At 58.0% G+C, this 22,312-nt stretch carries 20 protein-coding genes and 1 pseudogene; 6 read left to right on the top strand and 15 right to left on the bottom strand.

Features of this window, described 5'->3' with window-relative positions:
- Positions 1 to 25: 25 nt before the first annotated feature.
- From BLU07_RS08175 to BLU07_RS08100, 14 genes and pseudogenes are all read right to left on the bottom strand, one after another.
- Positions 26 to 676, bottom strand: a complete 651-nt coding sequence (locus BLU07_RS08175) for a NeuD/PglB/VioB family sugar acetyltransferase (RefSeq protein WP_092385878.1) — start codon at positions 674 to 676, stop codon at positions 26 to 28.
- A 26-nt stretch (positions 677 to 702) separates the two neighbouring features.
- Positions 703 to 1,812 carry a DegT/DnrJ/EryC1/StrS family aminotransferase gene (locus BLU07_RS08170; RefSeq protein ID WP_092385876.1) on the bottom strand — a complete coding sequence of 370 codons (1,110 nt, stop codon included), beginning with the start codon at positions 1,810 to 1,812 and terminating at the stop codon, positions 703 to 705.
- A 255-nt stretch (positions 1,813 to 2,067) separates the two neighbouring features.
- Positions 2,068 to 3,234 (bottom strand): nucleotide sugar dehydrogenase, encoded by a 1,167-nt coding sequence (locus BLU07_RS08165; protein ID WP_092385874.1) that lies wholly within the window; start codon positions 3,232 to 3,234, stop codon positions 2,068 to 2,070.
- Positions 3,235 to 3,263: 29 nt separating this feature from the next.
- Positions 3,264 to 3,374 (bottom strand): annotated as a pseudogene (locus tag BLU07_RS08160) (hypothetical protein); the annotation flags it as partial.
- A 21-nt stretch (positions 3,375 to 3,395) separates the two neighbouring features.
- Positions 3,396 to 4,526, bottom strand: coding sequence for a non-hydrolyzing UDP-N-acetylglucosamine 2-epimerase (gene wecB / locus BLU07_RS08155; protein WP_092389698.1), 1,131 nt, complete (start codon positions 4,524 to 4,526; stop codon positions 3,396 to 3,398).
- A gap of 737 nt (positions 4,527 to 5,263) precedes the next feature.
- The gene (locus tag BLU07_RS08145) at positions 5,264 to 5,953 is read right to left on the bottom strand and encodes a zeta toxin family protein (protein ID WP_092385870.1); all 690 of its coding nucleotides are present in this window, start codon (positions 5,951 to 5,953) and stop codon (positions 5,264 to 5,266) included.
- The gene (locus BLU07_RS08140; protein WP_092385868.1) at positions 5,941 to 6,207 is read right to left on the bottom strand and encodes a hypothetical protein; all 267 of its coding nucleotides are present in this window, start codon (positions 6,205 to 6,207) and stop codon (positions 5,941 to 5,943) included. Before BLU07_RS08140 ends, BLU07_RS08145 begins: the two co-directional genes overlap by 13 nt.
- 347 nt (positions 6,208 to 6,554) lie before the next feature.
- Complete coding sequence (locus BLU07_RS08130; protein WP_092385864.1) at positions 6,555 to 7,952, bottom strand: undecaprenyl-phosphate glucose phosphotransferase; 1,398 nt, start codon at positions 7,950 to 7,952, stop codon at positions 6,555 to 6,557.
- On the bottom strand, positions 7,949 to 8,680 hold the full coding sequence (locus BLU07_RS08125) for a hypothetical protein (RefSeq protein WP_092385862.1): 732 nt from the start codon (positions 8,678 to 8,680) through the stop codon (positions 7,949 to 7,951). Before BLU07_RS08125 ends, BLU07_RS08130 begins: the two co-directional genes overlap by 4 nt.
- Positions 8,677 to 9,402 carry a tyrosine-protein phosphatase gene (locus BLU07_RS08120; RefSeq protein WP_092385861.1) on the bottom strand — a complete coding sequence of 242 codons (726 nt, stop codon included), beginning with the start codon at positions 9,400 to 9,402 and terminating at the stop codon, positions 8,677 to 8,679. Before BLU07_RS08120 ends, BLU07_RS08125 begins: the two co-directional genes overlap by 4 nt.
- Positions 9,399 to 11,648, bottom strand: coding sequence for a GumC family protein (locus BLU07_RS08115; RefSeq protein ID WP_092385860.1), 2,250 nt, complete (start codon positions 11,646 to 11,648; stop codon positions 9,399 to 9,401). The genes BLU07_RS08120 and BLU07_RS08115 overlap by 4 nt, the downstream gene beginning before the upstream one ends.
- A gap of 2 nt (positions 11,649 to 11,650) precedes the next feature.
- Positions 11,651 to 12,184: a polysaccharide biosynthesis/export family protein gene (locus tag BLU07_RS08110; RefSeq protein ID WP_092385859.1), complete on the bottom strand. Its 534-nt coding sequence runs from the start codon at positions 12,182 to 12,184 to the stop codon at positions 11,651 to 11,653.
- Between the two features lie 88 nt (positions 12,185 to 12,272).
- On the bottom strand, positions 12,273 to 13,436 hold the full coding sequence (locus BLU07_RS08105) for an outer membrane beta-barrel protein (protein WP_231701708.1): 1,164 nt from the start codon (positions 13,434 to 13,436) through the stop codon (positions 12,273 to 12,275).
- A gap of 69 nt (positions 13,437 to 13,505) precedes the next feature.
- Positions 13,506 to 13,967 carry a hypothetical protein gene (locus BLU07_RS08100; protein WP_092385858.1) on the bottom strand — a complete coding sequence of 154 codons (462 nt, stop codon included), beginning with the start codon at positions 13,965 to 13,967 and terminating at the stop codon, positions 13,506 to 13,508.
- A 361-nt stretch (positions 13,968 to 14,328) separates the two neighbouring features.
- Here BLU07_RS08100 and BLU07_RS08095 point away from each other — a divergent pair, with 361 nt between their 5' ends.
- Positions 14,329 to 15,675: an O-antigen ligase family protein gene (locus tag BLU07_RS08095; RefSeq protein ID WP_092385856.1), complete on the top strand. Its 1,347-nt coding sequence runs from the start codon at positions 14,329 to 14,331 to the stop codon at positions 15,673 to 15,675.
- On the opposite strand, the gene BLU07_RS08090 is transcribed toward BLU07_RS08095, so the two are convergent.
- Positions 15,672 to 16,061 (bottom strand): VanZ family protein, encoded by a 390-nt coding sequence (locus BLU07_RS08090; RefSeq protein ID WP_157719135.1) that lies wholly within the window; start codon positions 16,059 to 16,061, stop codon positions 15,672 to 15,674. The genes BLU07_RS08095 and BLU07_RS08090 overlap by 4 nt on opposite strands.
- A gap of 182 nt (positions 16,062 to 16,243) precedes the next feature.
- Here BLU07_RS08090 and BLU07_RS08085 point away from each other — a divergent pair, with 182 nt between their 5' ends.
- The 5 genes from BLU07_RS08085 to rfaH all read left to right on the top strand — a co-directional run bounded on the left by BLU07_RS08085 (position 16,244) and on the right by rfaH (position 22,302).
- Positions 16,244 to 17,680 (top strand): MBL fold metallo-hydrolase RNA specificity domain-containing protein, encoded by a 1,437-nt coding sequence (locus tag BLU07_RS08085; RefSeq protein WP_092385852.1) that lies wholly within the window; start codon positions 16,244 to 16,246, stop codon positions 17,678 to 17,680.
- A 70-nt stretch (positions 17,681 to 17,750) separates the two neighbouring features.
- Positions 17,751 to 18,734, top strand: a complete 984-nt coding sequence (locus BLU07_RS08080) for an NAD-dependent epimerase/dehydratase family protein (RefSeq protein ID WP_231701707.1) — start codon at positions 17,751 to 17,753, stop codon at positions 18,732 to 18,734.
- Entirely contained in the window at positions 18,725 to 19,762 is a 1,038-nt protein-coding gene (locus tag BLU07_RS08075) for an MraY family glycosyltransferase (protein ID WP_331457080.1), read from the top strand. The genes BLU07_RS08080 and BLU07_RS08075 overlap by 10 nt, the downstream gene beginning before the upstream one ends.
- Positions 19,749 to 21,734 (top strand): polysaccharide biosynthesis protein, encoded by a 1,986-nt coding sequence (locus BLU07_RS08070; RefSeq protein ID WP_092385848.1) that lies wholly within the window; start codon positions 19,749 to 19,751, stop codon positions 21,732 to 21,734. Before BLU07_RS08075 ends, BLU07_RS08070 begins: the two co-directional genes overlap by 14 nt.
- 55 nt (positions 21,735 to 21,789) lie before the next feature.
- On the top strand, positions 21,790 to 22,302 hold the full coding sequence (rfaH, locus tag BLU07_RS08065; RefSeq protein WP_092385846.1) for a transcription/translation regulatory transformer protein RfaH: 513 nt from the start codon (positions 21,790 to 21,792) through the stop codon (positions 22,300 to 22,302).
- Positions 22,303 to 22,312 lie beyond the last annotated feature (10 nt).

Raw genomic sequence — 22,312 nt, 5'->3', positions numbered from 1 at the left:
TCTAAACAGTCTAGTTAAAGCCGGCTTAATTTTTTTTAATTGGCCTTGCAGGGTTCCCTACAACTATTTCGCCTGGAGCTACGCTTTTGGTTACGACGGCGCCCATCCCAATAATCGCCCCCTGACCAATAGTGATTGGACTATGTGTTCCATCCTTTATGATTGCACCGGTGCCAATATAAACATGATCTTCCACGACTACATGACCATTGCACTTTACCCCTGGCCCGAAAGTTACATAATCTCCTATTACAACGTCATGTGCCACATATGAATATATGTTGCAATGAAAGTGCTTGCCGATCTTTGCATTTGATGTTACATGAGTGAAGTTGGAAAATATGGCGCCAGGTCCAATCATGTTCTGATCTAATGATATGTGAGTTTCTGAGAAAACTGAGATAGGAGTCGCCATGTTTTCTGGAATTTTTGTAGAGATCCTCTCTCTTATTTTTGAATCTCCAATTGCGATGCAGTAATATTTCTCACCTTTAATTTTGAGAAAATCACTTAATTTTATAACGTTGTATTCATTTATTGTTTGGGTTCCAGTGTCATACTCATCTTCAACAATGAAAACAAAATCCTTCTCTTCTTGATCATTCATCATTTTTCTAACTAGCGGCATGACTTCACGACCAAATCCTCCAGCACCTATCACTCCAATTGTTTTCATATGCTCATGCGCTCCTGAACTTGGCCTCATTCTGAGGTCTTGACGGATTGTTCTTTCACGATTTTTGAGATTTTATCTTGGTCAGAAATGGCTAAAGTACAGTAAATTGGTAGACATAAAATACGGCTGGCTATGTCATGTGAAACGGGCTGCTGGTTTTGCCCATTTAAAAACCTGACAGTCTCTAGTGATGGGTAGAAATACCGGCGTGCCCAAACCCCTATCTCTTTCAATTTTTTTTCTATCTCGATGGCTTTCTGCTCAGTATCGAGCACTACTGGAAAGTATGCTGAGTTATATGAGATGTTTTCACTTATCTTTTGAAACTGTACTGAACCTGCTAATTTTCTTTCGTAGTTTGCCCAAATTTCAGCCCTGGCATTCATATTGCCTTCCATCTCGTCTAGAACGCACAACCCCATTGCTGCTTGCAATTCATTCATTTTGGCGTTGATTCCTAACTCTTCTATGGTCTCCGGCCCGGTGATTCCAAAGTTAATCATTTTTTTTGCTCGGTCTAGGTCTTCCTTGCGCTTGAAAACAATTGCTCCACCTTCACCGGTATGAAACAGTTTGGTGGCATGGAAGCTTAGAGTAGAGGCATCGCCGTGTTCTAGCAGGCTTTTGCCCTTGTAGTTTACGCCGAAGGCATGGGAGGCGTCGTATATGACTTTAAGCTTGTGTTTTTGGGCAACAGTATCAATGGCTTCCACATCACAAGCATTACCAAACACGTGTACCGGGACTATGGCACGGGTCTGAGGAGTAATTGCGGCTTTAATATTCTCCGGAGCCAAGCACCATGTTTGCGGGTCTATATCCGCAAAAACGGGTTGAATGCCATCCCACTTTAAGGAGCTTGCTGTCGCGATGAAGGTAAATGGCGTCGTTATCGCTTCAGCCTGTTTTCCTTTTACCGGCTCATTAATACCGAGTGCTCGGTAGGCAATTTGGAGGGCCAAGGTGCCATTGGAGACAAGCAGGAGATTCTTGACGCCCAAATATTCTTCCAAGCGGCGACTTAATTCTTGAACCAGCGGACCGTTGTTAGTAAGCCAGTGGCATTCGTAGATACTATCAATATATTCGTTGAGCTTGTTTCGGTTTGGGAGGTACGGCTTGGTTACGGGAATCATTGTTTTCCTTCCAGTATATCCATTTGGCTTACGTTGGTACCCGTATCCAGCCAGGCGAATCAGCAACCAAGCAACTCATTGTTCAGGTTGCCCGTTCAAGTATGCCTAGTTTATATCTGTGAGCACCATCTCGCCCTTATTACTGGGTTTTTCTTGTTTAGTGGTGTTCAAGGTGCTGCTGGAACTGGTCTTGGAAAAATTGACTCAGCCCCTTCCTGGTAGGGATAGAGTCTATATTCTGGGGCATTTGATGAGCTAGTCACTACCAAACAGATCTCGTGTATAGACCCGATCTTTTACATCTTCCAGCTCGTCACTTTGTCGGTTGGCAATTATGACGCAGCTGGCTTGTTTGAATTCACCCAACTCATTGATAACTCTCGAATTATAGAATGTCTTTTCCTTTAAGCTCGGCTCGTATATGACGATCTCGATGCCTTTGGCTTTGATACGCTTCATTACACCCTGGATCGCGGACGTGCGGAAATTGTCTGAGCCAGCTTTCATTACCAGGCGATATATGCCGACAACCTTTGGATTACGCTGAATGATGGCATTGGCGATAAAATCTTTACGTGTAGTGTTGGCATCGACAATCGCTTTGATGATGTTGCTGGGTACTTCCTGGTAGTTGGCCAGCAGCTGCTTGGTGTCTTTTGGCAGGCAGTAGCCACCGTATCCAAAGCTGGGGTTGTTGTAGTAATTGCCGATACGAGGATCAAGGCATACGCCTTCGATGATTTCACGGCTATTCAGACCGTGGCTTTCGGCGAAGGTATCCAGTTCGTTGAAATAGGCGACACGCATGGCCAGGTAGGTGTTCGCGAAGAGCTTGATTGCCTCGGCTTCCGTGCTGTTGGTCAGCAGTACTTCTACATCCTGCTTGATTGCGCCTTGCTTGAGCAGCTTTGCGAATTTTTGTGCTCGCTCGCTTTGGTCGCCGACTACGATGCGAGAAGGGTGGAGGTTGTCATACAGGGCTTTGCCTTCGCGTAAAAACTCGGGTGAAAAAATGATGTTTTGGTTACCGGTTTCTTTGCGCAGGTTTTTTGTGTAACCGACGGGAACGGTCGATTTGATCACCAGGGTGGCATCAGGGTTGATTGCCATTGCGTCATTGATTACGGCTTCAACGCTTGTGGTGTTGAAGTAGTTTGTATCCGGATCGTAGTCAGTCGGTGTTGCGATGATAATGAACTCTGCGCTCTCGTAGGCCTGATACTTGTCAGTCGTGGCGGTGAGATTGAGGTCTTTGATACGCAGGAAGTCTTCTATATCTGCATCTACGACAGGGGATTGCCCGTTGTTGATGAGTGCGACCTTGCTTTGCAAAATATCGAGCGCAACAACCTCGTTGTGCTGGGCAAGGAGTACGGCGTTGGAGAGGCCGACGTAACCAGTACCGGCGACGGCGATTTTCATGGTGAATTGGCTCTTTGGTTGTGATGCTGATGCTGGTTGATTTTTTCACTGATGACCTTGATTTTGCGTGAGGCAAAGGCGGCGGCGGTGGGCAGGCCGATATAACCCAGGCCGATCATGGAGATGGTGTTGAAGGTCATGTGCTTTCTCTGTTGCATCATTTAGCGGGCACCGGCCCAGTCCAGCAAGTGCTGACGGATTCGGCTGCAGGCCTGGCCATCACCATAGGGGTTGTGGGCCATGGCCATGGCGGCGTAGGCGTTTTTGTCCTGTAGCAGCAGGTCGAGCTGTTGGCAGATGCTGGTTGCATCGGTGCCGACCAGTTTGACGGTGCCCGCGTCGACGGCTTCCGGGCGCTCGGTGGTGTCGCGCATGACCAGTACTGGCTTGCCGAGGGAGGGCGCTTCTTCCTGGATGCCGCCGGAGTCCGTCAGGATGATATGGGCGCGGTTCATCAGGTAGACGAAGGGCAGGTAGTCCTGCGGTTCGATCAGATGGATGTTTGGCTGGTCTCTGAGCAGGCGATTGACCGGTTCGCGCACGTTGGGGTTGAGGTGCACGGGGTACAGAATTTGTATGTCCGGGTGTCGGCTGGCGGTGTTAGCCAGCGCCTGACAGATGCGCTCGAAGCCTCCACCAAAGCTTTCCCGGCGGTGACCGGTCACCAGGATGAGTTTTCTGGCCGGGTCGAGCATGCTGAACTGTTCGGCTAGCTGTGTTTGTAGCGTCGGGTTGTTGTCCAGTTTGGCAACCACGTCGAGCAGGGCGTCGATCACTGTGTTGCCGGTGACGTGAATGCGTTCTGCTGGAATGCCTTCGCGCAGCAGGTTGTGTTGTGAACCTGGGGTGGGGGCGAAGTGCAGGGCGGTCAGTACGCCGGTGAGGGTGCGGTTGCCTTCTTCCGGCCAGGGGGAGTAGAGGTTGCCTGTGCGCAGGCCGGCTTCGACGTGGGCGACGGGTATTTGCTGGTAGTAGGCGGCGAGGCTGGCAGCCAGGGTGGTGGCGGTGTCGCCGTGGACCAGGACGATATCCGGTTTGGCTTCAGCCAGTACGGGCTTGAGGCCTTGCAGGATGGCGCAGGTGACGTCGGTCAGGTCCTGGCCTGCTTTCATGATGTTCAGGTCGTAGTCGGGTTGCTGGTCGAAGAGGTCAAGGACCTGGTCGAGCATTTCACGGTGTTGGCCGGTGACGCATACCTGGGCATTGAAGCGTTCATCGGCAGCCAGTTGCAGGGCGAGTGGGGCCATTTTTATGGCCTCGGGGCGGGTGCCGAAGATGGTCAGGGTTTTCATGATGGGCGGCATGCCGGTGGCGTCCTGAGGCTGGGTGTTGCAAGGTTTTCCGACACGCTACCGCCACAGGATTTGGCGTTATTTTCCTGAGAACGGCGGTATTGACGGTGCTCTGTGTGAGCGTGTTGAGGCAGTGTACCTTGCTTGTGGGGGGAGCTGAAGGGAGATGGGTGGTTTTTGGGGCAGCCCTTTGGGCTGCTTGCCGAGTGCAACTCGGCGTTCCCGGGGGTGGGTTTGGTGTTTGGGAGCGCCAAGTTGTACTTGGCTGGCAGTGCGGAGCGCTGCTGGGTTGGGTGGTTTTTGGGGCAGCCCTTTGGGCTGCTTGCCGAGTGCAACTCGGCGTTCCCAGGGGGCGGGTTTGGTGTTTGGGAGCGCCAAGTTATGTTTGGGTGGTGGTGTGGGGCGTTGCTGGGGTGGGTGGTTTTTGGGGCAGCCCTTTGGGCTGCTTGCCGAGTGCAACTCGGCGTTCCCAGGGGCGGGTTTGGTGTTTGGGAGCGCCAAGTTGTGTTTGGGAGGTGGTGTGGGGCGTTGCTGGGTTGGGTGGTTTTTGAGGCAGCCCGTTGGGCTGCTTGCCGAGTGCAACTCGGCGTTCCCGGGGATGGGTTTGGTGCTTGGGAGCGCCAAGTTGTGTTTGGGTGGTGGTGTGGGGCGTTGCTGGGTTGGGTGGTTTTTGGGGCAGCCCTTTGGGCTGCTTTGCCGAGTGCAACTCGGCGTTCCCAGGCGGGCTAGGGTTGGGGTTATAGGGTGGCGAGGCGGATTTTGGATTTGGGCCATGCTTTTAGCAGGTTGTCTACAAACCAGATGGGGTCTGCCTGGTTGAATTGTGCCTCGAAGATATCGAGGTAGCCGTCCGGGGTGATTTCTGCAAAGTGTTGCTGATGGTGGCCGGAGTTGTCGAAAAAGTACGCTCTTTTGCATTTGCGTGTCATTTTTTCAAGCAGCTTGAGGCTGCGATAGTAGCGGCTGACAATTTTGTCTTCCGGGACGTCATGCCCGTTGGAGGCTACGCGTTGCTTGACGCGTGCCTTGTGTATCTCTGGATCCGATGTGCAGATGTAATACAGGTACGGTTCAAAGCCTGCTGCTATGGCGCTGTCGATGAAATCCAGGTGACTTTCATGACTCATGACGGACTCGTAGGTCAGGGATAGCTGGTAGTGCAGCCAGTCCTGACGCAAGCCGGTGGCTATGGTCTGGGCGAGGGATACCGAGAAGTAATTGTCGAATTCTTCGTTGGGCTCAGGCCAGCCGGGATGCGTATTCAACGCTGTCTCGGTTCGTTGCAGTGCGTCCGGTAGTACGATGTGGCGGGCGATGTCATCCGGGTTGATGTACTGGCCGATGGGGACTTTCTGACTGACCAGGGTTTTCATCAAAGAGGTTTTGCCGGCGCCATTGGGGCCGGCTATCAGCCTTATCCGTGGCACAGGTACTCTCGCAGGTCGAACTTTTCCTTGTTCTCGGCGGGTTTGATGACGGTGATTTCATGGTCAGGGTTCTGGCTGACCAGGTCGCCGTCTTTCATGTAAACAACCGAGATGCCTGAGGCGAGCAGGTTCTCGATGGATTTGCGTGATGACAGCCTGGCGAATTGCATCAGCATTTTGTTGTCGTCAAAAGGCTGTTTGCGTTTGGTTTTTCGTACTTTGGTCAGGGCTGAGTTTTCTTTGCAGTCATTCATTGCTGTACCTCCACTGCCTTGGTTTCAAGAATACGCTTTTATTGGTTGGTGGGCCAGTGTGGGGTTGGGCAGCCCTTTGGGCTGCTTGCCGAGTGCAACTCGGCGTTCCCAGGGGGGCGGTTGGTGTTTGGGAGCGCCAAGTTGTACTTGGGTGGTGGTGTGGGGCGCTGCTGGGTTGGGTGGTTTTTGGGGCAGCCCTTTGGGCTGCTTGCCGAGTACAACTCGGCGTTCCCGGGGAGCGGCAGGTTGTGCTGGGTGGTGGGGTGGGGCGCTGTTGGGGTGGATGGTTTTGGGCAGCCTGTTGGGCTGCTTGCCGAGTGCAACTCGGCGTTCCCAGGGGGGTGGGGTTAGTAGATGTTTTTGTTGAACAGGGTGAAGGGGGTTTTCAGCAGGATTTTGATGTCGAGCCAGATTGACCAGTTGTTGATGTATTCCAGGTCGAGTTCTACGCGTTTCTGCATTTTGTCCAGGGTGTCGGTTTCGCCGCGGTAGCCGCTGATTTGCGCGAGGCCGGTGATGCCGGGTTTGATGCGGTGGCGGGCCATGTAGGCGTCGATTTTGTCGGTGTAGTAGTTGTTGTGGGCGACGGCGTGGGGGCGGGGGCCGACCAGGGACATCTGACCTTGCAGGACGTTGAAGAATTGCGGCAGTTCGTCCATTGAGGTGCGCCGTATCCAGTGGCCGATGGGGGTAATGCGGGTGTCGTCGCGGGTGGCTTGTTTGACGTTCTGGTCGTCATGCAGGCGCATGGAGCGGAATTTGTAGACGTTGATGATGTGCCCATTCATGCCATGGCGTTGCTGTTTGAACAGGATCGGGCCTTGGGAGCTGAGTTTGACCAGCAGGGCTATCAACAGCATCAGCGGGCCAAAGCCGATGATGGCCAGCAGGGCCAAGCTGCGGTCCATGATGGCTTTGCTGACGGCGGCGGTGGGGTGCGCGGTCAACGGGCTTTCGTTCAGGTGCAGGGCGGGCAGGCTGCCGATGTTGTGTACCGAGTGATTGAGCAGCACCAGGCTGTGCAGGTCGGGGATCAGCACCACATCGACGCTGGCATCCAGCAGGTCAAAGTAGAGCCCTTCTATGGTGGTTGCGGCGCTCAGCGGCAAGGCGATATACAGCCGGCTGATGCGTTTTTCATGGATCAGCGCACGCAGGCTGTCGAGGTTGCCCAGAACGGGCAGGCCATGGCGAGTGTCATCAGCGGGTTGGTCGTCGTGCTGCACCAGGCCGATCAGCTTGTCGCGCTGCAGGTGCTGGATTTCCTTGATCAGTTGTTCGGCGAGCTCGCCAGTGCCGATGATCAGGCTGCGGCGTTCCTGGCGCAGGCGTTGATGATAGCGGTTGGAAATGGCCTGAAGCGGCAGGTAGCTGGCTGCTTGCAGCAGGAAGCCAAAGAAGGCCCAGAGCAGGATGATTTCCCGCGAGTAGGTGGCCGAGGTTTTGGTGACAAAGGCGGTAATGATCAGGCTGGCGAGCAGGACCAGCCAGGCGCCCAGCAACCGACTGAGGCCGGTCAGTTTGCCGTGTTCCTTATGGTAGGTCTGCAGCAGGCTGTAGACGGGAATGCTGAACACCACGGCCAGAATGATCAGGATGCGATAGGGCGAGGTGACATCGTCGAGTTTGTTCAGCGTCAGGCCGATCAGCAGGCTGCTGCTCAGCAGTTGGGCGACCAGCCATTGGCCCCAGAAGGTCAGGCCGCGCACCTGGCCGGGCGCCGGAGTGGTGTTGATCGGGGTCATTGATCACTCGCTTGCGCAGGACAGAGTTCGTCACGGGCGGGGGTGTCTGGCGACAACCGCGCACAGACATCACTCAGCGTCATGGTGTGCAGGGGCAGGCTGAGTAGCTGACGGGCATGCCGCCTGCCGTTCAGGCGCAGGCTGCGCTGGACGGTCTCAAGGGCTTGCTGTTGCTGGCTGGGGGGCAGTTGTGGCCATATCTGCAGACTGATCCGGGCCAGCCCGGCCTGAATATGCGGCCGCCAGGGGCCGTAATAGTGGGCTTTGTCCAGTGCTTGCAGGAATTCGCTATCCAGTTGCCAGAGCTGCATTTTTCCGTGGGCCAGGCCCAGGTAGTTGTCCGGCCAGCTGGGACGGGCGGCAATGGCCTGTCGCAGTGAGACGACCGACTGCTCGCGCGCGTCAGCAACGGCGGGGTCACCATAGCCGTGCTGGTAATGTTGCCATTGGTAGAGGTGGCCGCGTTGTTCCAGGTGATAGCCGCTGGTGCCGGGGTGCCAGCGAACGGCCCGGTCGGCGGCGTCCGCGGCGACTTGCCAGGCGATGGGGTTGGGCTCGCTGTTGCGTTGCCGCCAGTTCTCGATGAACGCCTGCACCTGATAGCCGGCAATACCGGAGACCAGCAGCCGGCTGCCGGTGATCAGCAATACGCAACCCAGCAGCGCGGCAAACAGGGCCAGTAACAGTTGCTGCCAGCGGGGCAGGGGGACGGTGCGGCTCCGGCTCATGCAAAGTGGCTCGCAGCAATCTGCCAGGGGTTGTCTTTGACCAGCTGCTGTGCGGCGCTGTCGCCGATCAGTGCTGCGGCGGCGGCCAGACCTTCGCTGAGCACGGGCGGCCGGTGAGTGAGATTGTGCGCATCGGTGGCCAGCAGGGTAACCCGGTTTTCTTTCAGTAGCTGCGTGGCCAGTGCCCGGGCGTTGTCGCCAAAGCGGCCGACAACAGCGCCGGCGGTGATTTGCAGCAGGCAACCCTGACTCAGGAGCGGTTTGAGTTTGCTGGGCTGACGCATCAGGCCCTTGTTGCGCTCGGGGTGGGCGATCATGGGGATGATATCCCGCTGCAGCAGCCAGTCGGTCAGGCGTTCGGCGCCGAAGGGGATTTCGCTGTGGGGGAATTCCAGCAGCAGTACCTGCTTGCCTTGCCATTGGCCGAGAAAAGGCAGCTCGCCGTTGGCATGCTGGGCCATGATTTCCACGCCGAAGCGCACTTCGGCAGCGCTGGCCAGTTGCAGCTGGATACCTTCGTCCTGCAGGGCCTGCTGCAGCAGTGCCAGGGTCGGGCCGATGATGGCCGGGCTGTTGTCATACCGGCCCGGATGGATGTGCGGTGTGCACACCATGTGGGTGATGCCGTCCTGTTCGGCAATTCTGGCCAGTTTCAGGGCGGTCAGCAGGTCCGGTGCGCCATCATCAATCCCGGGCAGCAGGTGGTTGTGCAGGTCGATCATGTGGCTTTGCTGTCACTGTAGCCGTAATAGTCGTAGTAACCGCCGTATTCATAGCCGTATTTTTGCGCCTTCTTGATGTCGACCTGGTTGAGTACGATGCCGGTAATCGGGGCGCGGTTCTGCAGCAGGTGACCGACACCGCGTTCGATCAGCGGCACGGCGGTAGCCTCTGCCTTGATGACATAGAGCAGGGCGTTGGCATGGGTGGCGAGTACGACGGCATCGCTGACGGCCTGGGTGGGCGGTGAGTCGATGATGATGCGGTCATATTTGCTGCGCAAAAACTCGATCATTTTGCTGAAGCGTGGCGAGCTCAGCAGTTCCAGCGGGTTGGGCGGCACGCTGCCGGCACACATCATGTCGATGCCTTCCACGCGCCTGACGCATTCGTCCAGTTTGGCGGTTCCGGCAATCAGGTTGGCCAGGCCGGGGGTGCCCACGGTGAAGTCAAAGTTTTTCGCCAGGGTGGGGCGACGCATATCGGCATCGATCAGCAGGACTTTCTCCATTTGACCCAGGGCCATGGCCAGGTTGGCAGCCACGGTACTTTTGCCTTCGCCGGGAATGGAGGAGGTAACCACCATGACTTTTTGCGGGTTTTCCATACTGGCGAGCACGACGCCGGTACGGATGGTGCGGATGGATTCACTGAATCCCTTGTCCTGGCCGTCGCTGAACAGGTGGGCGATTTCGTTGCGTTTGCGGTTCTTGATCAGCGGCACTATGCCGAGCACGGGCAGGTTGAGGCGCTGCTCGACATCTTCGGTGCGGCGGAAGGTGTTGTTCAGTGCATCCAGCAGCAGCGTCAGGCCGATGCCGACAAAAGCCGCCAGCAGGCCGGCAATGGCGACAATCAGGGTTTTCTTCGGTTTAATCGGCTCGGCCGGTATGGTGGCGCGGTCGACAATGCGGGCGTTGGCGCTTTCCAGGTCCGAGGTGGCGGTGGTTTCACGCAGGCGCCCGAGGAAGGTGTCATACAGGGCGCGGTTGGTGTCCACTTCGCGTTGCAGTTCGCGCAGCTCGAATTCCTTGCGCGAGATATCCTGAATCTGTTCGCGGTTGGCATTGAAGCTGGAGCGCAGGGAGTTTTCGTTGGCAACCGCGAGCTGGTAGTTGCGTTCGATCCCGGCGACGATCTGTTCAACCTGGCCGCGCAGGCTGGCTTCGGCCGCATTCAGGTCGGATTGCGCTGCTTGCAGGGTCGGATGCAGGCGGCCATAACGTTTGGACAGCTCATCCACACGCGCACGGGCGCGGGCCTGCTCGGCACGAAATTGCTGGATCAGCGGGTGGCCGAGCACGGCAGGGATGGTTGCCAGTTGTTGCCAGCCGCCGCCGCGCATGGCCTGCACCTGGCGGTACTGGCTTTCGGCTTCGGCGCGTTCGCGCCGGGCATCGATCATGCGGTCGCCGGTCAGGCTGAGTTCATTGGCGGAAATGGTGGCTACGCCGCCCACATCGACCAGGTTTTCCTTTTCGCGGAACTCCTGCAGGCGATTTTCTGCCCGGCGCAGGGTGTCACGCAGCTCATCCAGACGCGTGTTCATCCAGTTGGTCGCGGTCATGGACATTTCCATGCGCGCTTCCATCTGTTGTTCGATAAAGCCGTTGGCCAGTGCGTTGGCGGTGCGTGCGGCCATCTGTGGGTCGGCCATGTCCACCTGGATATGCACCAGTTGACTGCGGGCGACGGGGCTGACGGTGATGCGTTCGCGCAGATCGCGCACTACCTGATCAAAAATCTCGATTTCCGCCGGCTCGATGGTCGGGTCCAGGTCTTCCGGCAGGGTGGCGGGCACGACGCTGCCAATGCCCAGCTCGCGCAGGCGGGCGGTCAGATTGAGGTCGATCAGTGGTTCCGGTTGCTGGCGCGGATCAAACTCGGGGTGGTGCATCAGGTTGAGTTCGCGCACCACCCGCTCGGCCAGAGAGCGCGACCGGATCAGCTCGAACTGGGTTTGCAGGTATTCGCTGTTGCTCCCTTCGATGCCATACATCTGCTCGATGGAGACGACCTGAGCCTGACTTTTTTCGATCAGCAGCGTGCTGATGGCGCGGTAGATCGGCGTCATGCTGAGGACTACCAGCGCGGTAACCAGCATGACGATCAGCGTCAGACTGACAATGCTCCACTTGCGTGCCCACAGAGTGCGGGCGAGCTTGAGCAGGTCGATTTCGTCGTTGTTGTCGTCCAGCGGCTGTATGGCCGTGAGTTTGTCAGGGGTGTTGCTGGTGCTGCTTTCCATGCTCAGAAGAAACCTTGATCGATAGTAATGGTATCGCCGGGCATGACGATGCTGTCCAGGCTGCCTTTTTCGCTGCTGCCGCTCTGGTCACGGATGATGGTGATGCGGTTGGTGCTGGCCCGCTCGGTCATTCCGCCGGCCAGTGCAATGGCACGGCGCAGGGTCAGGCCGGGCTGATAGGGGTAGCCACCGGGTTCGCGCACTTCACCGCTGATGAAGAATTCACGGTATTGCAGCACGCTGATGGATACGCGGGGTGAAATCAGGTAGTCGCCTTTGAGTCGCTCGGTGAGCAGGTCTTCCAGCTGACTGGCGGTCAGGCCGCGGGCACGGATTTCACCCAGAAAAGGGAACGAAAAGATGCCGGCATCATTGAGCCGCAACTCTTCAAAACTGAGGTCTTCCTCGCCGAACACATTGATGCTGATGACATCACCGGAGGAGAGGCGATAGGTGGAGTTTTCCTGTGCCTGGAGAACGCTGCTTCCCAGCAGAACCATACCTAAAAGCAGGTAGTGGAAGATGCGGTGGGCCATAGGGTGATGTGCTCTCTGTTTGGTTGCGACGGGTCTTGCGTAAAAAAGGGGTGGCAAGCCACCCCTCGGGTCTTGCCTGGCGCCAGGCTTACAGGCTGGCGGTCATGCTCAGGGCAAAGATGTTGCGCTTGTAGCTTTCACCCGGGAAGGTGGAGTCGTTGTCGAGATAGCTGTAACGCACGCCAAAATCCAGCCAGCGACGCATCTCGTAGGTCAGACCCAGGTTGAAGCTGTCGAGTTCATCCTTGCGATTGTAGTCTTCGTAATCACGTTCGGTATAGGTATAACCGACGTTGGAATACAGGCGGGTGGCCCAGTAATGCGTCCACGCCAGACCGGTGCTGGTGCGCTGGATCGCGGAGGCGCCGTCTTCCCCTTCGTCGAGCGCGCGGGTGGCGGTCAGGTCAAAGGTCGAGTAGGTGCGCGGGGCCCAGTTGATGCCGACTTCCCACATGCCGCCGGAGGTGTCGTCATACACGTTGCTGTCGAAACGCTTGCGTTCGCCACCCAGCTTGACGGTGCCCGTGGTTTTGGCTGTGGCTTCCCAGGTGGCACCGACCAGTGCTGCGTAGTTCTTGGCATTCAAGGCGCTGGCCGATACATAGTCGAGCTCGGCATAGCGCAGTTCGGCCAGTGCGCGGGTGCGCGGGGCTATGCGGTAATAGACGGTAGTGTGTACGGCGTCGGTATCACGTTCCTTGTCAGCATTGAGGTTGCCGGTGTTGTCGTACCGCAAGCGGGTGTGGCTGGCGCCCAGGTCGATCTGGGTACGGGCGGTCTGCGCGCCGTAGGTATAAACGCCACCAATGTTGCGGGTGTTGTACTTGTCGGGTTCGGCGACGCCGGTCGCAGAGCTGGAGAGGTCTTCTACCTTGTGGTAGCCGGCGTTCAGCACCAGACGATTGCGTGCGTTGAACTCGAAACCTGCATCGGCGGTGATGTGATGATCGGTATTGCCAAACTCGCTGTAGGAATTGACCAGCTCGCGCTCACCGGTGTAATTCAGGCGGTATTCCGATTTGCTGCCACCACCATGCAGGGTCAATGAGGGGCTAATGGTGGTAATCCAGGACGACAATTCATTGTTTTCCACCGACAGGAAGTTGTCTTCATAACGGTAGCCGGCAGTGATTTCCGGGGTCAGCATCAAGCCATCAGTCAGCTGAATGCTGGCTGGCTCTACGGCGCTGGCGTGTGAGCTGATACCGGCAACGGCCAGCGCGATCAGGCTGAGTTGAGTGGTTTTTTTCATGCGGTCACTATCCTTGGATGTGAAGGTCAGTAAAGCCGGGCTGGTTGGCATCAACCCGGCCGGAAAATATCAGGTAGGGCTGGCGCTGCTGCTACCACCACCGGCGGGTGAGCTCGGGGTCGCAGGGCCTGTTGGCGATGGTACCGATGGGCCACCCGGGTCACCAGCGGGTGTGTTGATCTGCATGCCCGCGCTTTGCGCCGCAGACCGGGCTGCGGCCATGATCGCTGGGCGAGCGTTGGCTGGCAGTGCATTGGCAACGCTGTTGGCAATCGCCGTGGCCGTCTCGCTGCTGTCAGCGGCTTTGACGGCGGCACTGACAATGGCGGCGGCCTGGTCGACGTTGGCTTCAGCCAGTTCGGTGATCAGGGCGATCAGTTCTTCACCGGTTGCTGCTTCAATGGCGTCGGCTTGCTGGTCTGTCATGACGATGTTGGCGTCTTGCAGGGCAGTCAAGGTGGCTTCATCCGCCATGACATGGCCGGAAGCCAGGGCGATGGCAAGTGTGATGCCGGTGAGTGCTTTGCGCATGGTAACGTCCTCGTTGGTCTATGCGTGGGGCGGGTATGAAGTATGCCGTCAAGCATGCTACCGCCACAGGATTCTGCGTATTTCCTGACAACACGGCCTGCAGGGCATATAAACTGGATTCATTGCCTCTGGTGCGAACCTGACAACTGTAGTCTAGATGACAATGCCGGGTAGTCCAACGCAATGATTGAATTCAGTTTTCGCGGGTATATTCTCAGTTTGTTGACGTCAGGGCAATGGCGGATATTCCGCTGCAGGAACTGATGCGTGGGCTGAACAAGGCATATGTCGGGACGCTTTTGCGGTGCTAAACTGCGCAGCCTTGCCCAGTGGGCCGAACCATTACAGACAACGAGGCGGCATGAGCAGCACGGTTTTTTCTCTTGATCGTATCCTGATGGCGGGTGTTTTGCTGTTGCTTATCTGGTTGCCGTTGCCGCTGGCCAGTAACCGGGAATGGGCGTTAGGGGTCATGTTGCTCTGGATTGGCGGCCTGGGCCTGATATGGGCTGTTGCCCAGTGGCGCGCAGTGTTGCCGCCAGGCAAGGCATTGAAGCCGGGATTGCCGCTGCTGGGCTTGTTGCTGCTGGCCCAGCTGTGGGTGGCGCTGCAATGGGCGACCGGGTTGAGCATGGATACCGGCGCTACGCTGCAGGCCCTGCTGCTGGGTTGCGCCTTGAGCCTGTTGTTTTTGCTCACCCTCAGCCTGTTTCGCAGCCGCAAGCGCCTGAACTGGTTGCTCGGCACCCTGGTGGTCAGCGGAACGCTGCAGGGCTTCTATGGCGCTTTCATGACCCTGACCGGTATCGAGTGGCTGCTGTTGGTGCCCAAGGAAACCTATATCGGCAATGCGACCGGAACCTTTGTCAATCGCAACAGCATGGCGGGGTATCTGGCCATGTGCCTGGCGGCCGGTATCGGTTTGTTGATGGCCTGGCGTGACAGCCGCGATTTTCGCTGGACCAATCTGATTGAAATGCTGCTGGGGCCCAAAGCGCGGTTGCGGCTGGCATTGGTGATCATGGTGATTGCGTTGGTCATGACCCATTCACGCGGTGGCAATGCGGCTTTTTTTGCGGCGCTGCTCTGCGTGGGCGGGTTGTTCGTCTTGCGTGACAAGCGCAATCGACTGCGCAATGGGCTTATCCTGGCCAGTATTCTGATTATCGATGTGTTGGTGATCAGCCAGTATTTTGGCCTGGAACGCCTGAAGGATCGCGTGTTGAGCACTCAGTTCACCGATGTGGTGGTGGATGGCGCGGTGGTGCAAAAGGCCAACGAGCTGCGAGATGATGTGTTCTTTGCCGCTATTCCCCTGGCACAGGAACGGCCATGGACGGGGCAGGGGGCAGGCAGCTTTGAGGCGGTATTTCCGCGCTTCCCGGGTCCGGATATCCGGCTGCATTTTGATCTGGCCCACAATGATTACATGCAGTTTTTTGTCGAATTCGGTGTGCTCGGTTTTGCTCCGTTGCTGCTCTTTGTACTGTTGGTGCTCAGGCTGGCTTTGCAACCGGTGTGGTTGAATGAGTCCTTGTATCGCAGTGGTGTCGGCATGGGGGTGGGCGTCGGCGTGCTTGCCATCGGCTTTCACGGGTTGACTGATTTTGATTTGCAGATGCCCGCCAATGCCGCCACTTTTGTCGTGTTGTGCGCGGTGGCTGTTCTGGCCAATCACCACAGCTCTGTGCGTCGGAAAACCGGTTAGCCCGAGGAGAGCCACTTGCGTGCGCCCTTGAGCAGGCCGACCAGCAGGATGCCCAGCGCGACGCCCGCGAGGTTGGCATAGATGTCATACAGGTCGACCGTGCGGCTGGGTTGAAAGGACTGGCCGAACTCGATGCCGGTGCCGAGCGCGCCGAGCAATAGCCCATGCAGCCACCAGTACCCGCGCGGGAAGGCCAGAAAGCTGAGCAGCGTAATGAACCACATGCCGCTGACGTGCAGGGTCAGCGGTATCCAGCTGTGGCTGGGCGGCGCATGGTGAGGGCGCAGGCCAAAGTACAGGGCTGCTCCCAGCGTCATGAAAAACAGCAGTTGGTAGAGCCGGTGGTAGCGTACCAGGGTGCGAGACAGTTGCAGCCAGAGGGTCATGAGTGATGTTGAGGTCCGCGGGGCATAGGGCTTCCGGTGGTTTGCTGCCAGGGCTTTGGTGTTTGCAGGCGGCATTATACATGTCTGGCTGCTACCAGTTTGCGGTTTTGCCAACTGGTTCACAGTAGTTATTGTGCGATCGGCGTATAATCACGGCTGAGATAAACGGCAAGGAGTGCTGTATGGGCGAGATCAGGCGTTTTCCGCAGGATTATCCCTGGATTCAACACCATGGGGCCGTGACCGGAGTCACCGGTTCCTGCCATCAGCTATGGCTGACTCCGGATAACAGCGTGTTGATCGATTGTGGTCTGTTTCAGGGCGCTGAGGTGTCCGCAGCCGGTGCCGGGTCGGGCGACCTGAGTATTGAGTTCGCCATGCAGTCGGTACGGGCGCTGATTGCTACCCATGTGCACATTGATCATATCGGGCGCTTGCCCTGGTTGCTGGCGGCGGGTTTTCAGGGCCCGGTGCACTGTTCGCAAGCTTCGGCACTGCTGATGCCGACGGTGCTGGAAGACGCCTTTATGGTTGGCGTGCAGCGGGACCGCGAGCTGGCCGGCCGTTTTGTCGGCCTGGTCAGGCAGCGCCTGCAAGGGCATGCCTACGGTGAGTGGGTGACGGTACTCGAGAATGCGGCGGTGTGTTGCCGGATCCGGCTGCAGCGCGCGGGACACATTCTGGGATCGGCCTGGGTTGACTGCGATGTGCGTTACCCGGAGACAGAACGCCGTCGCCGGCTGGTTTTTTCCGGTGACCTGGGCGCAACCCATGCGCCACTGCTGCCACCACCGGTTATTCCCGAGCAGGCCGATGTGGTTGTGCTGGAGAGCACTTACGGTGACCGGCAGCATGAGAATCGGCGGCAGCGTCAAGCGCGTTTGCAGGCGGTGCTGGAGCATGCGTTGACGGATGGCGGTACGGTGCTGATTCCGGCATTCAGTATTGGCCGCACGCAGGAGCTGCTCTATGAGCTGGAAGACATCATCAGCCAGCAGCGCGGGTATTATGACTGGGCCAGGCTGCCAGTGATTCTTGATTCGCCGCTGGCCAGCCGTTTTACCGACCTGTATCGCGAACTGCAGCCCTACTGGGACAAGGAAGCACTGGAGCGGGTTGCTGCCGGGCGTCGTCCGCTGGCTTTTGACAACCTGCTGCGGGTGGATGATCACGCTCAGCATCAGGCCATGGTCAACCGTTTGGCACAGACCCGGCAACCGGCGGTAGTGATAGCCGGCAGCGGCATGTGCACGGCCGGGCGCATCGTCAACTACCTGAAAGCCATGCTGGGCGATGCACGGCATGATGTGGTGTTTGTCGGTTATCAGGCCGAAGGCACGCCGGGGCGGCAGATTCAGCGCTACGGGCCGCGCGGTGGTTATGTGGAGCTGGATAATGAACGCTATGACATTCGTGCTCAGGTGCATGTGCTGGGAGGATACTCCGCGCATGCCGACCGGGATGGCCTGGTCGGCTTCGTGACGGGGATGGAACACTGGCCCGAGCAGGTGCGCCTGGTGCATGGTGATCCACAGGCGAAACAGGCACTGGCCGAGCAGCTGCGCGAGCACGCAAAACGCCGTGGCAAAGCCCTGGACGTGGTCATTCCCGAGGCTTGATGACGGTTCTGTTGCTGCGGGTTTAGCGGTAAGATGGCGGACGATGTGCGGAGTGCGACAGGAGCCATGCTTGAACCTTGATGAGTACCTTGAGCCGAAGGCCGAGCATGCGGTGTTGCTGACCGGCGCTTCCGGTTTGATCGGCGGCCGTTTGTGGCGTCGTTTGCAGCAACGGGCAGATGTGCGTTTGACCCTGGCACTGCGCGAGCCATTGGCGGATCTGCCGGATTCTGTTGCAACCCGCTCCATTGCCAGTCTGGAAGCAACCGATTGGCAGCCGGTCGTTCGTGGTCACTCCGTCGTGGTGCATGCTGCGGCACGGGTGCATGTGCTGGATGAGCAAGCCAGCGATCCGTTGGCGGCGTTTCGTCGGGTCAATGTCGAAGGCACGCTGGCGCTGGCGCGGGCAGCGGCAGCGGCTGGGGTGCAGCGCTTCGTTTTTGTCAGCTCGGTCAAGGCCGCAGGGGGCGAGAGCCTTCCCGGCAAGCCGTTGCGGGCTGATGATCCGGCCTGTCCGGACGGCGCTTACGGACTATCCAAGCGCGAAGCCGAAGAAGCCTTGCTGGCTTTGGCCGCCGACACCGGGATGCAGGTGGTCATTGTGCGTCCGGTGCTGGTGTATGGCCCGGGTGTGGGCGGCAATTTTCGCCGTCTGATGCGCTGGGTGCGCTCTGGCTGGCCGCTGCCGTTGGCTGCGGTTGATAATCGCCGCAGTATGCTGGCACTGGATAATCTGGTGGATTTGTTGAATCGCTGTATTGACCATCCCCGGGCGGTCAATCAGATATTCATGGCCAGTGACGGGGATGATGTGAGTACGCCGGAACTCTTGCGTCGATTGGCGCAGGCCCTGGGTTGTCCGCTGCGTCTGTTGCCGTTGCCCGTGGGCTGCCTGCAATGGCTGGCGCGCGCCTGTGGCAAGTCGGCGGAGGCGGAACGCTTGTTGGGAAGTCTGCAGGTTGATATCGGCAAGACCCGGGAATACCTGGACTGGGCGCCGCCGCTCGGCATGCCGGCGGCGCTGGCGCTGCTGCGGGATGAACCATGCGCATGACGGTAACCCTGGTGTTGGCCCTGTTGCTGGTGCTGCTGTCGTGGGGGCTGACCGCAGGCGTCTGTCGGTGGGCGTTGCAGCGGCAATTGCTGGATGTGCCGAATGCGCGCAGCTCTCACCGGTTGCCCACCCCCCGAGGTGGTGGCCTGGCTTTTGTGTTGCCCCTGGTGTTGTGTTTGCCGCTGTTGTTTCTGTTGGCGTTGGTTGAGGCGCGCCTGGCCTTGGCGCTGGGGCCTGCGGGTGCCCTGGTCGCGGTGATGGGGTATGTGGACGATACGGGGCATGTGGCTGCACGCTGGCGTTTGCTGGGGCATTTTGTGGCGGCGGCCTGGGCGCTGCTCTGTCTGGGCGAGTTGCCACCGCTGGTGTTGTTCGGTTTCGAGCTTGGCCAGAGTCTGATCGGCTGGCTGTTGGCGACCTTGCTGTTGGTGTGGTTGTTGAACCTGTTCAACTTCATGGATGGCATTGATGGTATTGCCGGTCTGGAGGCCGTCAGCGTGACCCTGGCCATGGCAGTCATCTACTGGACCGTCGGTTTTGCAGGGAACGCCGTGCTGTTGCTGTTGTCAGCCATGGCAGTGCTGGGATTTTTATTCTGCAACTGGCCACCGGCACGCATTTTCATGGGCGATGTTGGCAGTGGGTTTCTCGGCCTCTGGCTGGCCGTGCTGGCACTGCACGGTGGCTTGCTGTCAGTGGAATTGTTCTGGGCCTGGTTGGTGATGCTGGGTGTTTTCATGGTCGATGCCAGCGTGACATTGTTGCGTCGGCTGATGCGGGGTGAGAAGGTATATCATGCGCATCGGCGTCACGCTTACCAGTTTGCCAGCCGGCGTTGGCACAGCCATGCCAGAGTGACAGTTGCGGTTGGCCTGCTGAATGTTGTGTGGCTGTTCCCCTGGGCCTGGGTTGCTGCCGCCGGTCACCTGCCGGGGCTGATAGTGTTGTTGCTGGCGTGGTTACCCCTGATGGGATTGGCACTGGTACTGGGTGCCGGGAGAGCGGAGAAGCTGGATGCTGCGCAATAAATTGCTGAATTTGCCCCGTCGATCAAAGCGTTTGATCCAGGTGGCCGTCGATGTGCTGCTGGTTTGGTTGGCTTTGTGGTCGGCTTTCCTGTTGCGCCTGGGCGATACCTCGATGGTCGAGCCGTTCGGAGGGCATTTGTGGCTGTTTTGTGCCGCGCCTTTGGTCTCCCTGCCTTTCTTCATCAAAATCGGCATGTACCGCGCCGTGTTGCGCTACATGGGCAGCGATGCCTTGCTGGCTATTCTGAAAGCGGTCACCTTGTCCGCTCTGGTGCTGGCGACCATTATCTATTTTGTCGGCTCCTCCACGGCATTGGTGCCGCGCTCACTGGTGATCATCTACTGGGGTACCAGTCTGGTGCTGCTGGGTGGCCTGCGCCTGTTGATGCGACAGTTTGTGCTCGGCGATTACCGCCTGGGTCTGCCCTTTGTGCGCCATTCGGCAAACGCTCGCTCAATGGGGATCAAGGTGGCGGTGTATGGCGCCGGGGAAGCCGGCAACCAGCTGGTTGCAGCCCTGCGTCTGGGGCGTGGCATGGAGCCGGTGGCGTTCATCGACGACGACCCCAATGTGATCAACCGGGTGATTGCCGGTATCAAGGTGTACAAGCCTTCCCGTATCGGTGAAATGATCGAAGAGACCGGGGTTGAAGAAGTGCTCCTGGCAATGCCGTCGGCCTCGCGCGCACGGCGACGTGAAATTCTGGAATACCTGCAGGCTTTTCCCTTGCATGTGCGCAGTGTGCCGGGCTTCATGGATCTGGCCAGCGGCAAGGTCAAGGTGGATGATATTCAGGAAGTGGATGTCGCCGATTTGCTGGGCCGCGACCCGGTGCCGCCGCGCAAGGCGTTGCTGGAATCCTGTGTTCGCGATCAGGTGGTCATGGTTACCGGTGCCGGCGGGTCGATTGGCGCCGAACTGTGCCGCCAGATACTGGGGTTGGGGCCGCGCGCGCTGATTCTGTTCGAACATGCCGAGTTCAATTTGTACACCATCAACGCAGAACTGGAAGAGCGCATCCGCGCTGACGATCTGCCGGTTATGTTGCAACCGGTATTGGGCACGGTACGCAACTTGCAGCGGCTTGAAGACGTAATGCGCAGCTTTGGCGTGAACACTGTCTACCACGCCGCCGCCTATAAACATGTGCCGCTGGTAGAGCACAATATTGGTGAGGGTGTGCACAATAATGTGTTTGGTACCCTGAATACGGCGATGGCTGCCATCAGTACCGGGGTGGACAATTTTGTGCTGATCTCGACGGACAAGGCCGTGCGCCCGAGCAGTGTGATGGGTGTCACCAAGCGTTTGGCCGAGATGGTATTGCAGGCACTGAGCAGTAATAATGCCGAAGCCGGGTCACGCAAACGGTGCAAGACGCGGTTCACCATGGTGCGCTTCGGGAATGTGCTGGGGGCATCCGGATCGGTTATTCCGCGCTTTCGGCAACAGATTCTGCGCGGTGGCCCGGTAACCGTGACCGACCCGGCGATGACGCGTTATTTCATGACCATCCCTGAAGCGGCGCAGCTGGTGATTCAGGCGGGTTCGATGGGGCAGGGTGGGGATGTGTTCGTGCTGGATATGGGCGCTCCGGTTCGTATTCTGGACCTGGCGCGCAAGATGATTCACCTGTCGGGTTTGTCGATTCGGGACGAGTCAAACCCCGCCGGCGACATTGCGGTCGAGTTTACCGGCTTGCGCCCGGGTGAGAAACTGTACGAGGAGCTGTTGATCGGTAGCAACGTGAGTACCACTGATCACGCAATGATCATGCGGGCGAGCGAGGATTTCTTGCCCTGGGGAAGCCTGAAACCGGCTCTGGACGGGCTGACAGAAGCCATTGAGGCAGACGATTACCAGCGTTTGCGGGTTTTGATGGCGGAGTTGGTTCAGGGTTATCAGCCCCAGGAAGATATAGTGGACTGGCTGCATCTTCAGCAGAAGACGTCCGACGAGGTAATGCACTGACGGTGGACGGATTTCACCGCTGTCATGATTTGAGCCATGGAGGCAGGAGGGGAATGTGCAGTCAAGCAAAGCTGATGGCTGGTATCTGGTGCAATGCAAATCACGCCAGGATGAACGTGCCGAGTGGCACCTGCGCAATCAGCAGATCAATTGTTATCGTCCGGTGCACTGTGTGGAGCGGGTTCGCGGCGGCAAGCGCGTACTGCTGAGCGAGTCGCTGTTTCCCGGTTACCTGTTTGTGCGCATGGCGGCAGGTGCCGAGCAGTGGTCAAGCATTCGCTCGACCCGAGGGGTAGCGCGCATGGTGACTTTCGGAGGCTTGCCGCTGAAACTCGAGCCGGCGCTTATTCATGCGATCAAGCAACGTGCTGATCAGCAACCGGCGGAGTCGGCGTTCAGGGTGGGTGACCTGGTGCGCATTACCGAAGGCCCCTTGCGCGAGCTTGATGCGGTGTTCCTGCATCCGGATGGAAATGAGCGGGCAGTGTTGCTGATCAACCTGCTGCACCGTGAGCAACGCTTGAAAATGCCCCTGCGCGCGATTCGTGTTCAACGTCAGCGGGCCTGAACAGGGCCGG

Origin of the sequence: Halopseudomonas salegens (genome assembly GCF_900105655.1) — a bacterium.
GTDB lineage: Bacteria > Pseudomonadota > Gammaproteobacteria > Pseudomonadales > Pseudomonadaceae > Halopseudomonas > Halopseudomonas salegens.
The sequence above is the reverse complement of the archived record's forward strand: the minus strand, read 5'-3'. Positions and strand labels throughout refer to the sequence as shown.